The 14,221-nt window shown below is 61.7% G+C and carries 14 protein-coding genes and 1 pseudogene; 9 read left to right on the forward strand and 6 right to left on the reverse strand.

The features are described 5' to 3' along the window. Window positions 1–272: 272 nt before the first annotated feature. The 3 genes from scpB to EAH74_RS23120 are packed head-to-tail and all read right to left on the reverse strand — an operon-like array spanning window position 273 to window position 3,613. Entirely contained in the window at window positions 273–1,067 is a 795-nt protein-coding gene (scpB, locus tag EAH74_RS23110; protein ID WP_140681300.1) for a methylmalonyl-CoA decarboxylase, read from the reverse strand. Then, window positions 1,064–2,290, reverse strand: coding sequence for a CaiB/BaiF CoA transferase family protein (locus EAH74_RS23115; protein WP_140681301.1), 1,227 nt, complete (start codon window positions 2,288–2,290; stop codon window positions 1,064–1,066). Before EAH74_RS23115 ends, scpB begins: the two co-directional genes overlap by 4 nt. Before the next feature lie 30 nt (window positions 2,291–2,320). Beyond that, window positions 2,321–3,613, reverse strand: coding sequence for an MFS transporter (locus EAH74_RS23120; protein ID WP_240050545.1), 1,293 nt, complete (start codon window positions 3,611–3,613; stop codon window positions 2,321–2,323). Between the two features lie 199 nt (window positions 3,614–3,812). On the opposite strand from EAH74_RS23120, the gene EAH74_RS23125 reads away from it, so the two are divergent. The 4 genes from EAH74_RS23125 (at window position 3,813) to EAH74_RS23140 (ending at window position 7,563) form a co-directional block, all read left to right on the forward strand. After that, window positions 3,813–4,730: a LysR substrate-binding domain-containing protein gene (locus EAH74_RS23125; protein ID WP_140681302.1), complete on the forward strand. Its 918-nt coding sequence runs from the start codon at window positions 3,813–3,815 to the stop codon at window positions 4,728–4,730. Between the two features lie 110 nt (window positions 4,731–4,840). Further along, the gene (locus EAH74_RS23130; protein WP_140681303.1) at window positions 4,841–5,494 is read left to right on the forward strand and encodes a DUF2238 domain-containing protein; all 654 of its coding nucleotides are present in this window, start codon (window positions 4,841–4,843) and stop codon (window positions 5,492–5,494) included. 182 nt (window positions 5,495–5,676) lie between these two features. Then, entirely contained in the window at window positions 5,677–6,897 is a 1,221-nt protein-coding gene (locus EAH74_RS23135) for a helix-turn-helix domain-containing protein (RefSeq protein ID WP_140681304.1), read from the forward strand. A gap of 36 nt (window positions 6,898–6,933) precedes the next feature. Continuing rightward, a complete protein-coding gene (locus EAH74_RS23140; protein WP_140681306.1) occupies window positions 6,934–7,563 on the forward strand; it encodes a PQQ-binding-like beta-propeller repeat protein in 630 nt (209 codons plus the stop codon). Window positions 7,564–7,579: 16 nt separating this feature from the next. On the opposite strand, the gene EAH74_RS23145 is transcribed toward EAH74_RS23140, so the two are convergent. After that, window positions 7,580–8,440 carry a CAP domain-containing protein gene (locus EAH74_RS23145; protein ID WP_140681307.1) on the reverse strand — a complete coding sequence of 287 codons (861 nt, stop codon included), beginning with the start codon at window positions 8,438–8,440 and terminating at the stop codon, window positions 7,580–7,582. A 173-nt stretch (window positions 8,441–8,613) separates the two neighbouring features. On the opposite strand from EAH74_RS23145, the gene EAH74_RS23150 reads away from it, so the two are divergent. Then, window positions 8,614–9,021 (forward strand): hypothetical protein, encoded by a 408-nt coding sequence (locus EAH74_RS23150; protein ID WP_140681309.1) that lies wholly within the window; start codon window positions 8,614–8,616, stop codon window positions 9,019–9,021. Here EAH74_RS23150 and EAH74_RS23155 read toward each other — a convergent pair. Beyond that, window positions 8,969–9,859, reverse strand: coding sequence for a DMT family transporter (locus tag EAH74_RS23155; RefSeq protein ID WP_123368865.1), 891 nt, complete (start codon window positions 9,857–9,859; stop codon window positions 8,969–8,971). The two genes, EAH74_RS23150 and EAH74_RS23155, sit on opposite strands and share 53 nt — an antisense overlap. A gap of 83 nt (window positions 9,860–9,942) precedes the next feature. Between EAH74_RS23155 and EAH74_RS23160 the strand changes: the two genes are divergently transcribed. The 4 genes and pseudogenes from EAH74_RS23160 to EAH74_RS33420 form a co-directional block, all read left to right on the forward strand. Beyond that, complete coding sequence (locus EAH74_RS23160) at window positions 9,943–11,274, forward strand: PLP-dependent aminotransferase family protein (RefSeq protein WP_140681311.1); 1,332 nt, start codon at window positions 9,943–9,945, stop codon at window positions 11,272–11,274. Window positions 11,275–11,432: 158 nt separating this feature from the next. Further along, window positions 11,433–11,849 (forward strand): organic hydroperoxide resistance protein, encoded by a 417-nt coding sequence (locus EAH74_RS23165; protein WP_123368867.1) that lies wholly within the window; start codon window positions 11,433–11,435, stop codon window positions 11,847–11,849. Between the two features lie 173 nt (window positions 11,850–12,022). Then, entirely contained in the window at window positions 12,023–13,294 is a 1,272-nt protein-coding gene (locus EAH74_RS23170) for an epoxide hydrolase family protein (RefSeq protein ID WP_140681313.1), read from the forward strand. A gap of 56 nt (window positions 13,295–13,350) precedes the next feature. Then, window positions 13,351–13,449, forward strand: a pseudogene (locus EAH74_RS33420) (SMR family transporter); the annotation flags it as partial. Here the strand turns inward: EAH74_RS33420 and EAH74_RS23180 are convergent. Next, complete coding sequence (locus EAH74_RS23180; protein WP_140681315.1) at window positions 13,424–14,212, reverse strand: alpha/beta hydrolase; 789 nt, start codon at window positions 14,210–14,212, stop codon at window positions 13,424–13,426. The pseudogene EAH74_RS33420 and the gene EAH74_RS23180 overlap by 26 nt on opposite strands. Window positions 14,213–14,221: the final 9 nt, after the last annotated feature.

Genomic DNA, 14,221 nt, shown 5'->3' on the forward strand with positions numbered 1-14,221 from the left:
TGCCATGGGAAACGGCGAGAAAGAAGGGGTTGTTGAGGTAACGCGACTCGGGGAGAAATAGAGGGTTTTGTTTTACATGTGAAACGAGGGGTTCGGCTTTTTGTATTTTGGGTCGGGATTATTGTTGTTCTTTCGGGCCTCATCGCGAGCAAGCTCGCTCCCACAAGGGTTATGTGTCGATCACTCATTATGTGAACAACACCGACCACCTGTGGGAGCGAGCTTGCTCGCGATGAGGCCCTCACAAATACAGAAGCTTTCAGATCTGTGTTCTATCGCCCGCTAAACACCGCCGGCCTGCGCTCGGTGAAGGCCGCCAGCCCTTCAGTGAAATCGGCACTTTCGCAGGCCTGTCGCCGCAGTTCCGCAATCTGCTCCATCGCCTGCACGGGCATCGGTTGCAGGTCTTCCAGAATGCGCAATTGCTCCTTCACCGCCGCAATGGCCAGCGGCGCTTTGGCGGCGATGCCTTGGGCCATGTCGAGCGCCGTCGATTCCAGCGCGTCGCTGTCGACCAGCCTGTTCACCAAACCAAACCTTTCAGCGCGTTCGGCATCAAGCTTTTGCGCCGTGAAGAACATTTCCTTCAGCACATGGATCGGCAAGTTGTTGAAGAACCGCAGCAACCCGCTGGTGGTGTAGGGCAAGCCGATGTTTGCAGGAGTCATTGCGAAGCTGGCGCTGTGGTCGGCAACGACCAGGTCGCAGCTCATGGCCAGGTCGACCGCTCCGCCCCATACCGAACCGGAAATCAGCGCGATCACCACGCCGGGGTAGGCGCGGATGCGGCGCAATACCTGTTCGAGGGGTTTGCCGTAGGCAATCGGGTCGCGGTCATGTTGCAGTTCGCGAATGTCGTGACCGGCGCTCCACACCGGCTGGCCCACTTCGCTGCCGAGTATCACCACGGGGACGCGTTGAGAGGCGAGGGCGGCGAGGCTTTCGTCGAGGGATGCCAGCAACTGCGCGCAGAGGGCGTTGCGGTGGGTGGAGTTGCTGAACACCACCCGCGCGATGCGTTCATCGACGATGTTGACGGTCACGGTGGCAGAGGAGGTTGGGTTCATGGGGCGGTTCCTGTTGAGTGTGCGGGCGAATCGTCGGTGTCCTGGAACACGACCTTGGCGGCGAGCAGTGCGTTGATCGATGCGGCATCGAAACCGGCTTCGCGCAGGACTTCGATGGTGTGTTCGCCCAGGAGCGGCGGCGGGCGGCTGGCGGCTCCGTCAGTGGCGCAGAACACCGGTGTCACTACCTGACGCAATGCGCCCAGTGTCGGGTGCGTGAGTGTCTCGGTCAGTTGGCTGTGCAGCACTTGCGGGTCGTCGAACACTTCGTCGAGCGTGTTGATCGGACCGGCGGGCAATCCTGCCTCGACGAACAGCGTGGTCCATTCGAGTTTGCTGCGGGTTTTCAAGCGGCTTTCCAGAATCTCCCGCAACTCGTCACGCCGTTCGACGCGTGCTTCGTTGGTGGCAAATCGCGGGTCATCCGGCAATTCGGGTAAATCGAGCAGCACGCACAAACGCCCCCACATGGCTGACGTGATCGGCGCCAGATTCAGCGGGCCGTCCAGCGTCTGGAACACACCATAAGGCGCAATCACCGAATGCGCATTGCCGGTACGACGCGGCACATCACCCAGGCTGAGATAGCGTTGACCGTGCACACTCAACAACCCGACCAGACTGGCCAGTAACGAGGTGCTGACGTGCTGGCCTTGCCCGGTCGTCGAGCGCTCCAGCAGCGCCGCCAACACCGCCGTCACCAGCCACATGCCCGAGGTCAAATCGCCAATAGCGGTGCCGGTACGCATGGGGTCGCCATCGACGAAACCGGTCAGGCTCATCAACCCCGAATAACCCTGGGCAATCTGGTCGAAACCCGGCCAGCTGCTCATCGGCCCGTCGGCGCCAAAGGCGTTGATGCTGCCCATGATCAGCCGCGGGTTGCGGGCGCTGAGCACGTCATAACCGAGCCCCATACTCTCCAGCGTGCCGGGTTTGAAGTTCTCGATGACGACGTCGGCGTCATCGATCAGCCGCTGGATCGTGGCCAATCCCTGGGGATTGCGGAAGTCGATGCACAGGCCGCGCTTGTTGCGGTTACACGACAGGTAGTAAGTGCTCACGCCCCGGTCAAACGGGCCCCAGGTGCGGCTCATGTCTCCGGTCGGGCCGGGCTCGACCTTGATCACATCGGCCCCGAGGTCCGCCAGCACCATGGTGCAGAACGGCCCCGACAGCGCGCGACTCAGATCAACAATCTTCACGCCTTGCAAAGCTTGCATAGGGTTCTCCAATGAATGGTCAGGTGCGTGTTATTGCGGCAAGGTTTGATCACGGGTTTCGACGGCAAACGGCAGGATCAGAATGCCGACCACGAAGGCCGCGGCCGTCCAGGCGATGGGCGCGCCGAGCGAGCCGTACCAGTGAATCGCCGCGGCCAGCAGGAAGTTGACGCCGGCGCCGATGAAGCGGCCGACCGAGGCATTGAAGGCGAAGGCCGTGGCGCGGATCCGGGTCGGATACTGCTCGGGCAGCCAGAGCGAGAAAATCGCGAAGTTGCCGCCGAAGAAACCGAGGAACACCAGCGACACCATGAACAGGTGAAGGCCATCGTCCATATAGAACACCCAGCCGAATGCGACGATGATCGATGCCGCCATGCCGGCGAAATAGATCCCCAGCGCCACCCGTCGACCCAGTCGTTCGGCCAGCCAGGGCGCCACCAGGCAACCCAGAATCGTGCTGAGCGACAGCACCGCCGCACCGATGGAGGCGAGGTGCACCGCGCCGACGTGATCAATGCCCGCCTGGGTGGCCAGCGTGACGACGGCCGTTGCTTCGTACACCGAGCCGGCCCACAAACCGACGATGGCGACCCCGACCAATAAAGAGCTGGTCAACGTGCGGCGCCGAAAGGCCGGGGCAAAGATTTCCCACCACGACGCGCGGGTTGCAGGCTTCAATTCCGGGGTTTTGATGTTGAGCGCAGCGTTGCGCACCTGGCCCGGCTCTTTCACTTTCAGCGCGGTATAGATCGCAATGAACGCCGGGAACAGACCGCAGAGAAACATCACACGCCAGCCATAGGTGGCGCCGACGGTGTAGTTCAACAGCGCGGCAATGAAGAAGCCAAAGTAGTAGCCGGTTTGCAGATAACCCGCGCCCATCTTGCGCCGGTCTTCCGGCCAGCTCTCGGCGACATAGGTGCCGGCGAGTGCCCACTCGCCGCCGACGCCAATCCCGGCGATCAGCCGGAACGCCGCCAGTTGCCAGATGTTCTCCGAGAACGCCGCCGCGCCGGTAAACAGCGAGTAGACAAGAATGCTGGCGGCGAGCATTTTCACTCGGCCAAAACGGTCGGCGAGCGGCCCCCAGATGAACGACATCCCCCAGCCGATCAGAAACAACCCGAACGTGATCGACCCGTACATGGCGATGTTGGTGGCGGTCGGCTCAATGCCCGAGGCGGGCAGCAGCTCGGTCAGGGCTGGAATCAACACCAGGGCGAAGATCACTGAATCCACGCCATCCAGAACCCATCCCACGTAAACCGTCCAGAAGCCGCGAATCTGCTCGCGGGTCAGGGGCGTCTTGATGGGCTTCACGCTCGTTGCTGATGCTGTTAACACTCTAGACATTGAGATCTCCCATTGACCTTGATCAGGCCTATAGAAGCGCTGCTTGCCGTTGGCGGCCGTTGGCGCTTCGTTTGTTGTGAGACGAGTCTAGGCGTCGTATCTCATAAGCTTCAAATATGATATTCCTCTACTTCCATCGGAAAGTTATATGGCTTTGGAGGGATGCATGGACCTGCGCCAGTTGCGGTATTTCATCAAAGTGGTCGAGTGCGGCAACATCACCCGCGCCAGCGAAGTGCTGCACATCGCGCAGCCCGCGATCAGCCAGCAGATGCGTAATCTGGAACTGGACATGGACATGCAACTGCTCGAGCGCAGCGTGCATGGCGTCGTGCCCACGGCGGCCGGGCAGACGCTGTATCGGCATGCCATCGAACTGTTGCGCCAGGCCGACGGCACCCAGGAACTGCTGCGTCAGGACGCCGAATTCCCGCAGGGCAAAGTGTCGGTCGGCATGCCGTCGAGTACCGCACGCATGCTGGCCATTCCGCTCGCACGCACGATTCGCAGTCGCTACCCAGGCATCAAGCTGGAGTTGATTGATGCACCGAGTGCTGACCTGGGGCGCCTCATCACAGTGGGGCGGGTGGCATTGGCGGTGAATGTCGATGCGGTCGAAACCCGTGGCATGGCCATGCAGCGGCTGTTCACCGAAACGCTGTACCTGGTGGCGTGGCCCGAGTTTTCATTACCGGATGGGCCGGTGTCGATCGAGGCGTTGGCGAAGATGCCGCTGGTGCTGCCCTGTGCGCCGAACACGATTCGCAGCCGGGTCGAGTCGGCCTTCCAGGAGGCGGGCCTGCACTGTGAGGTTGAGTTCGAGGCCAACTCCACGGACCTGTTGTTCTCGGCCGTCCTGGCCAAACTGGGCGTGACTATCCTGCCGTGGGCGGCCGCGCATGTTGAACTTGAACAACACAGGCTCAAACTGGCCAGGATCGATCATCGATTGTTCACCCGTGATCTTTCGCTGTGCTGGCATGACACGGTCGTCGAGAGCAACGCGGTGCAAAAGGTCAAAGCGACCATTTTTGAACTGTTCAAAGACTTCGGGCGGCAGCCGGGGTGGGCGGCTGGGCGATGACGTTGTGAGGGCTGCCTTTTGTCGGTGTGCCTGAACCGGACTCGCAATCGGTTGATCCATGTAGAAGGACTCAGGAGCCGTCGTCATTCTCCGATTGAGGAACTCAAACCATGCAACCCAAGGCACACCAGCGATACGACCTGACGCTGCTGATGCTGTTTGTGTTGATCGTCGTGGTGTCGGGTTATTCACCCCGCAGCCGAGTGGATTGGGCACTGGAAAATCTACTGGTGTTGTTACTGGTGGGCGCGCTGGTGGCTGTCTCTGGCCGGTTTCGCCTGTCGGCTGTTTCCATCAGCCTGGTATTCGTTTTCCTGTGCATTCACGAACTGGGTTCTCACTACACCTACGCCAAGGTGCCATATGACCAATGGTGTTCAGCCTTGACCGGGGTCAGCTTCGATAAAGCGCTGGGTTTTCATCGCAATCATTTTGATCGGCTGGTCCATCTGAGTTACGGGCTGTTGATGGTCTATCCCATTCGAGAAGTGCTGGTGCGACTGACGCCGTTACGGGGTTTCTGGCTGGTGTTTATGGCGTTGAACATCATTCTCTCGACATCGGCCATTTACGAACTGGTGGAATGGATTGGTGGCGCCTACCTGGGCGACGACACCTCGCGTGCCTTCGTCGGCGCGCAGAACGATCCCTGGGATTCACAGAAAGACATGGCGTTGGCGGTGGCCGGAGCCTTCGTCAGCGAGTGTGTGGTTTTGCTGTGCCAGCAAAAGCGCGCCGTTCCTCAGGCCGAGCAACCGTTTTAAATCACCCGATAAGAAAAACCGATACCCGCTTAAGGATTTCCCAGAGGCGGGGCAGGCACCTGCGGCTTTAGAGTCACGCCCAACATTCGAATGTCGGGTGGCCTCCTTCGTGATCGGTCGTCGTGAGATAGACTCAACAGCGAACATCCGACGGTGGGAGTGACAACGGTGGCGGGATTGCGATGGACTCGCTGATCACGGCTGCAGCGCAGGCGCTGGCTGCGGGTGATCCGCTCGGCGTGCTGAACCGGGTCGCGTTGCGCGACGATGCGCCGGCGCTGGCGTTGCGCGGGATTGCGATGGCGCAACTCGGCGACTTGGTGCGGGCCAAGGCACTGGTACAGAAGGCGGCGCGGGCCTTCGGGCCGAAGGAGGCCCTGGCTCGGGCACGGTGCGTGGTCGCCGAGGCCGAGATCGCGCTGGCTTCCCGGGAGTTGGGCTGGCCGGTGAAGGCACTCGAGGCGGCGCGGGTGACGCTTGAGACGCACGGCGATCGAGTGAACGCCGCTCATGCGCGGTATCTGCAGATTCGGCGTTTGCTGCTGATCGGGCATCTCGAAGAGGCCGACGTGCTGCTCGCCGAGCTTGACCCCGCGACCTTGCCACCGGCCTTGCGCGCCGCCCACGAACTGGTCGTGGCGGGGATCGCGATGCGCCGACTCGAGACGAACAAGGCGCGGTCTGCACTCACTAGAGCCGAGCACGCTGCGCGCGACGCCGATATTCCTGCGCTGACGGCCGAGGTGGAAAACGCTGCCCATGTCCTGAACACGCCCGTCGCGCGTTTGATTGCCCGTGGCGAAGAACGGCCTCTGTTGCTGGATGAGGTTGAAGCGTTGCTCGCGTCCACGTCGTTGGTCGTGGACGCGTGTCGCTACGTGGTGCGTGGCGCTGGCATGTCGGTTTCCCTCGCCACACGCCCGGTCTTGTTCGCCCTCGCACGGGCACTGGCCGAAGCGTGGCCGGCCGACGTGTCGAGGGAAACGCTGATTACCCAGGCCTTTCGTTTGAAGCACGCCGATGAGTCCCTTCGCGCCCGATTGAGAGTCGAAGTCGGGCGACTGCGTGCGGCGCTGAAACCCTTGGCCGGCGTGACGGCTACCCAGCGCGGGTTTGCGCTGGTGTCGCTGGTTGCCTCTGACGTTGTGGTGCTGGCGCAACACGTCGAAGAGAAGCACGGGTCGGTGTTCGCTTTCCTCGTCGACGGTGAATCGTGGTCGAGCTCGGCCCTGGCACTGGCCCTCGGCGCCAGCCAGCGGACGGTGCAACGGGCGCTCGATGAACTGGCACGCGCGGGCAAGGTGCAGTCGTTCGGTCGCGGTCGGGCACGTCGCTGGATGACCCCGCCGGTGCCGGGTTTCGCGACGACCTTGTTACTCCCGGTGCCGCTGCCGGGTGACTAGGATGAACGTCACCCACCCGTAACGAGGAATGCCAACATGAAACAGACAGCAGCTCAAATCCTCCGTGAATATGGACCCTTTGCCGGTGTCGACAAGGTGCATGGTGTCACCTGGGACGGCCAGCACGTGTGGTTTGCCACCGGCGACAAACTCAACGCCCTGGACCCGGCGAGCGGCAAGACACTGCGTTCAATCGACGTCGCCGCTCATGCCGGCACCGCCTTCGACGGCCAGCACCTGTTCCAGATCGCCGAGGACCGCATCCAGAAAATTGACCCGCAGACCGGCCGTGTACTCGCGACAATCCCGGCGCCTGGCGACAGTGACTCAGGGCTGACGTGGGCGGAAGGTTCGCTGTGGGTCGGCGAGTATCGGGATCGCAAGATTCATCAGATCGACCCCGAGACCGGCGCGATTCTGCGCACCCTTGAATCCAACCGCTTCGTCACCGGGGTGACCTGGGTCGAGGGGCAGCTGTGGCATGGCACCTGGGAAGAAGACGAGAGTGAGTTACGCCATATCGCTTCGACCACCGGCGAGGTGCTGGAGAGCGTGAAACTGCCGGCCGGCGTCGGGGTGTCGGGGCTTGAATCGGATGGCGGCGAGCAGTTTTTCTGCGGCGGCGGTGGCAGTGGAAAGGTGAGGGCGGTGCGGCGCCCCAAATAAGGCGCCGCTCAATCACTCAAGGCGCGCCAAACAACATCGTCCAATAAACGCCTTCATCGCTACGCGCATCCGCCGCATAGGCTGCGCCCATCTGGGTAAACATCGGGTTCATCAGGTTGGCGCAATGTCCCGGGCTGGCCAGCCAGCCCGACATGGCCTTGCTCGGTGAGCCCTGGCCGGCAGCGATGTTCTCGCCGATCTGCCGGCCCCGGAAACCAGCGGCTCTGGCCCGGTCTGAAGGCATGTCACCGTCGGGGTCCTGGTGGGCGAAGTAGTTGCCGTAGGCCATCGCCTTGCTGTGCCCCTGCGCCGCAGCGCCCAGGGCTGCGTTCCAGCCCAATGGCCGTGCGGCGGCAAAGCGCTGACGACCGCAAAGGCGCGGCTTTGAGCGTGCCGCATTGACCTGTGCCAGCAACGCTTTGCTGACGGCTCGCGAATCACCTATACGACTGTCCAGCACGGGCTGCGCCAGCACCACCTGCCACTCACTCCGGGCGCGACTGACGCCAATGTCGGCATATTGGGTATCGAGCAACGCTCCGCAGTAGTCGCTCTGGAGCATGTCGAAGGCCTCATCGGCATCCTGCGCACCGACCACGCGAATCGTGCGCACTGTCACTGCCTGATAGCCGGACGCTTTCAATCTATCCCGCAAACCGCCGCCATAGCCGATCGGCAAGGCCAGGTTCGACTTCAACGCCAGCGGCGATAACGCTCGGCCGGCGCGTCCTGAGCAGCGATCGGGGTGAGCGCGGTAGTCGTTGATGGCTTCCACCAACTGCCTTTCGGCACCGGCGTGGGCGGGGTTGGCGAACAGGGAAAACAGAGGAATGAAACAGAGCGAGGCAATGCGAACGGACAGGAGGGTTTGGCGCATGGATGAATAGCTCTGAGCGGGCAAGTGGAATTCACGGCTCGGCTATGACTGGCGCTTCAACACAAGGTTCACGGGTGCAAGAGACATATTTGCGGTGGGCGCAGTGCGACCGCCAAAGAGGGCGTGGAGGTGTCGTATGATGGCTTCTTTTTACCCGTCACAAGGACCCGCCCATGCCGTTAAGCAAACGCGATCAGACGCAGATCGAGCGTCGCCTGATTGCCACTCTGACCGAGGCGTGTGAGACGGCCAAAGTGGACATCGTCGGGTTCTGCTGGCTGACCCACGAGATCGATTACGACCTGTTTCCCTCCAGTCTGCGGGTCATCTGGGTCTTCGATACGCAGGCTAATAAAGATCAGGCGCTGGCGAGCGGGCAGGGCGAGCGCATGGTCGAGTTGACTGCCAATGCGTTAAACAAAGCGGACGTTCTCGTCAGCCCGGTATCGACCCATGTGCAGTTCGATTCTGAAGAAGCCTGCCAGCGCGCCCATGCCGGAAACTGGCAGCAACGTTTGTCGCGCCCGCTCACTTCGAAAACTTCCTCGCCCCGGCCACGCAAAGGATCACCGCGACGGTAACCCCCAGCATGCCGATGCTGACGTGCTCGTGAAGCAGCGTGGCCGCCAGCGCCAAACCAAAAAACGGCTGCAGCAGTTGCAACTGGCCGACGGCGGCGATCCCCCCTTGGGCAAGCCCGCGGTACCAGAATACGAAGCCGATCAGCATGCTGAAGAGCGATACGTAAGCCAGGCTGAACCACGCGGCTGGGGTGATTCCCGAGAACGAAGCCGGGGCCATGAACCAGGTCAACGGGACCATGACGGGCAGCGACAGCAGCAATGCCCACGAGATGACCTGCCAGCCTCCCAGTGTTCTTGAAAGCTTTGCGCCTTCTGCATAACCCAACCCGCAGGCGAGGATGGCCAGCAGCATGAGAATGTCGCCGGTCGGCGAAGCGGTCAGGCCTTGAGAGACCGCAAACCCGACGACCAACGCGCTGCCCAGCACCGAGAAGAACCAGAACACCGGCCGTGGACGCTCCCCGCCGCGCAACACGCCGAACACCGCTGTAGCGAGCGGCAACAGGCCAACGAAGACGATGGAATGCGCCGACGTCACGTACTGCAGCGCCAGCGCCGTCAATAGCGGAAACCCAACTACAACGCCCATTGCCACGATCACCAAGGGCAAAAGCTGACGCTTGGCGGGACGTTGTTCTTTAAACAGCACAAGCAAGCAAAGCGCCAGGAGCCCGGCAATCGCCGCTCGGGCAACGGTCAGGAACACCGGGTCGAATTCCAGCACGGCCAACCGTGTGGCCGGTAGCGAGCCGCTAAAAATCAGCACGCCGATGAACCCGTTGAGCCATCCGCTCGCGGTCTTTTCCGTCGTTGGGTTTTGCAGGGTCCGTTCCATTTGAGGGCGCTCTGAATTTGCAGAGATCCATCGTATGATCGATGATCACTACAATCAAAAAATTGTCATGGATACATCTCGACATGCCTCGCTCACGGTACAAGTCATTAGTGGATGCTTTGGCGGCTGACATCCGGTCAGGCCGATTGTTGCCGGGCACGCGCTTGCCGACGCACCGTCAACTGGCGGCGACAGAAGGGCTGGCACTGGTGACCGCCAGTCGGGTCTACGCAGAACTCGAAGCCATGGGTCTGGTCAGCGGCGAGACGGGACGAGGCACGTTCGTGCGAGAGACGTCGTTGCCGCCTGGCCTGGGTATCGACCAGAAAAACGTTGCCGTTGGAATGACTGACCTCAACTTCAACTATCCCTCGCTGCCAGGGCAGGCAGAACTCTTGCGAAATGCGCTGCGCCAACTCGCCTCGGGCGGTGATCTGGAATCCCTGTTGCGCTACCAGCCACACGCCGGGCGTCTGCATGAGCGTGCTTCTGTTGCACGCCATTTACTCGCCCGAGGGCTGACGGTGGATGCCGAGCAAGTGTTAATGGTCAGTGGTGCCCAACATGGGCTGGCCGTGACGATGATGGCGCTGCTGCAACCCGGTGATGTAATTGCAGCGGATGCGCTGACCTATTCAGGATTCATCGTGCTGGCCGAAGCCTTGCACCTTGAAATCGTGCCCATTCCCGTGACCGAACAGGGACCTGATCTGGAAGCGCTGGACAGCCTGTGCCGGAATCGCCGTGTGCGGGCGGTGTACTCGATGCCGACGCTGCACAATCCGCTGGGGTGGGTGATGAGTGCCGATCAGCGCGATTTGCTGGTGACGATTGCGCGCAGGCATGACTTGCTCATCATCGAGGACGCCGCGTATGCCTTCCTTGCCGAGAACCCGCCAGCACCGTTGGCGCGACTCGCCCCCGAGCGGACCGTTTACGTTTCAGGGCTCTCCAAGAGTGTGGCCACTGGACTGCGCGTAGGTTTTGTCGCCGCCCCAGCCGAAAAGGTGCCCGCGCTGGAGCGAACGATCAGGGCGACCACCTGGAATACCCCAGGCGTGCTGACGGCGATCGCGAGCACCTGGCTCGACGATGGCACCGTCATGCAACTGGAAGCTGAAAAACGTCGGGATGCTCAGGCCAGGCAAACCATGGCCGCAGAAGTGCTGGCGGGCCTTCCATCTATCCGCCACCCGTCGTCCTATTTTCTTTGGCTGCCTTTGTCTGAAGATGCGAGGGCCGACCAGATCGCCGCGGCCTTGCTGCGTGAAAAAGTGGCGGTTTCAACCGCTGAGCCTTTTGCCACTTCTGCTCATGTACCGCATGCGATTCGCCTGGCGCTGGGGTCGGCAGAGATGGGTGCACTGCGGGAGGCGCTGGAAAAAGTTAAGTGGGTGATTGGTGCTTATTCATAACCCGAAGTCGCCCACCGCCATCTATATTGAAAGGTCCAGTCCGCTGCAGATTACGCAAGCGCCCTGACGAGTGGCGAATCCATCAAGCAAGAAGGACTGGTCGATACAGTCACTTAGGGCAATCTTTTTCATCCAGCATTTTCAATCAGGAGATCATCATGACCCAGATCGAAAAAGTACTGTATACCGCCAAAGTCCACACCACCGGTGGGCGGGACGGCGCCTCACGCAGTGATGATGGACGACTCGACGTCAAGCTTTCGTCCCCGGGTGCCAAGGGTGACGGCACTAATCCGGAGCAACTGTTCGCCACGGGTTGGTCAGCCTGCTTCATCGGTGCGATGCAGGTCGCTGCCGGCAAAATGAAGGTCACGCTCCCGCCTGACCTGGCCATTGACGCCGAAGTTGACCTGGGCACCAACGCAGGCGGCTACCTCCTGCAGGCTCGCCTCAACATCAGCCTGCCGGGAATGGATCGCGAAACGGCACGGGCGCTGGTGGATGAAGGGCACAAGCTGTGTCCGTACTCCAAAGCCACGCGGGGCAACATCAACGTCGAAATCAACCTGGTCTGAGCCGGACCTGTTACGCAATTTGGGCAAGGCATCGCAAGGGTGAAGCTTGGCGTTTCGCCCTTGCGACATGGCTGACGTGCCCAATGCCTTCTCGGACCGGCTGGTGAAGCGTCATCGGTGACCGATAAGCGCAAACTCATCACTCATCGTGACCCTCAACTGAGGTAATGAAGATGAAGCCCCTATTCGCGGTTGCTATCGCTACCCTCGCGCTTTGCATCTCGGCCCTCGCCAGCGCGGCGCCCGCCACTGACGCCAAGGCCATCCAACCCTTCCACGTCAATATTGCGGACAAGGAACTCACCGATCTGCGCAACCGTATCGCGGCGACTCGCTGGCCGGACAAAGAGACGGTTTCCGATCGATCACAGGGCGCGCAGCTGGAACAATTGCAGGCGCTGGTTCGCTACTGGGGCACGGACTACGATTGGCGCAAGGCCGAGGCGCAGCTCAATAATCTGGCGCAGTACGTGACCACCCTCGACGGGGTCGATATCCACTTTATCTGGGTGCGTTCGCCCCACCCGAACGCTCTGCCGATGATCATGACCCACGGTTGGCCAGGTTCCGTGTTCGAGTTCATCAAGGTCGTCGGTCCGCTCACCGATCCGCCCGCCCACGGGGGCAATGCGGCAGATGCCTTCGATGTGGTGATTCCGTCCATTCCTGGCTACGGCTTCTCCGGCAAACCGAGTGGTATCGGTTGGGATCCGGACCACATCGCGCGGGTCTGGGCGCAGTTGATGCAGCGCCTCGAGTACAGCCATTACGTGGCCCAGGGTGGCGACTGGGGCGCCCCCATTACCAGCGCGATGGCGCGCCAGGCGCCGGCCGGATTGCGCGGCATTCACCTTAACCTGCCAGCCACGATACCGGCGGAAGCGAGCGCAGCGCTCGCTGTCGGCGGACCGGCACCGGAGGGATTTTCCGATAAGGAACGCGCGACCTACGACGCCGTCGCCACGCTCGTCAAACAGGGGAACCTGGCGTACAGCACGATGATGGCCGCGCGGCCGCAAATGATCGGTTACGGCGCGACGGATTCACCGGCTTTCCTCGCCGCGCTCATGCTCGTGCATCCAGGCTTTGCGCGGTGGACGTACGGCGCCGACCCGCAACAGTCGCCGACCAAGGATGAAGTGCTGGACGACATCACGCTCTACTGGCTGACGAATAGCGCTGCTTCGGCAGCAAGGCTCTACTGGGAGAACATGGGGCGAAGCCCTCTGTCTTCGGCCGCACAGAAGACCACCGAGATTTCGCTGCCGGTGGCCGTCACCGTGTTTCCAGAGGATGTCTACTGCCCGCCGGAGTCGTGGGCCCGGCGCGCCTATAGCAACCTGATCTATTTCCACCAGGCCGAGAAGGGTGGCCACTTCGCGGCCTGGGAACAGCCGCAGCTTTTTACCGAGGAACTTCGCACGGCGTTCCGATCGCTGCGCTAAGTCGCGAGGTGCCTGCCTTGCAGAAGCACTTTTCTACGTGAGGGGGCCGCTGCGTAGCTAGTCGAACACTGCCCGTGGGGACGGCCTACGCGGTCTGGACCGGTATCGGGGCGCGGCGGGCACCGGCACTTACAACCCACCACCCAACACCTTGAGGTACTCGGGACTCTCGGATATCGAGTTGTGCCCCGTACCCGGTATGACCTTCAGCGACGCCACGCCGTTGGCGAAATGCGTGAAGAGCCGCTCGGTGCTGGAGCGCGGTATCACTTCGTCGTGCTCCGCCGCGATCAACAGCGTCGGCACCGTGATGTGGGCGGCGTACTTCCAGGATTCAAAGGTGTCCCTGAGCAACCACTTCACCGGGAAGATGGGGAACTGCCGGGCGGCGAGTTCTTCAACACTGTTGTAGGGCGTGATCAGCACCAGACGCGCCGCCGGGCGTTGGCTGGCGAGGCGTACGGCGACGCCCGAGCCCAGGCTGCGACCGACCACCGTAATGTGTGGATGGGTGGCGTAGACCAGGTCAAACAAGGTCATGGCGTCGCGCGAGATCATCTCCTCGGAGGGCGATCCGGAACTGCCACCGTAGCCTCTGTAGTGCAGCAAGTAGACGGCGTGATCGGCAAAAGCTTCGGAAAACGAAGGCAGGCTCCGGGAGACGTCCTCGGCATTTCCACCGAAATAGATCAACGCATTTGGCCCCTCGTGCGGCCTGACGGACACCAGCACCTGGGCGTCGTCAACGGACAGCGTGAGCAGCGTTGCCGAGGTGCCGACAGCGCGGGGTTGCGGGAAGTAGATGAGGGCGCGCTGGAACACAAACAGCGCAGCGCAAAGCGCCAGATACACGACGGCGATGATGACGACTATTGACACCAGGATGCGTGGCATTCGGCTAACTTTAGTGGGCGGCATTGACGGCTC

This window comes from Pseudomonas mandelii (assembly GCF_006438925.1).
GTDB lineage: Bacteria > Pseudomonadota > Gammaproteobacteria > Pseudomonadales > Pseudomonadaceae > Aquipseudomonas > Aquipseudomonas mandelii_C.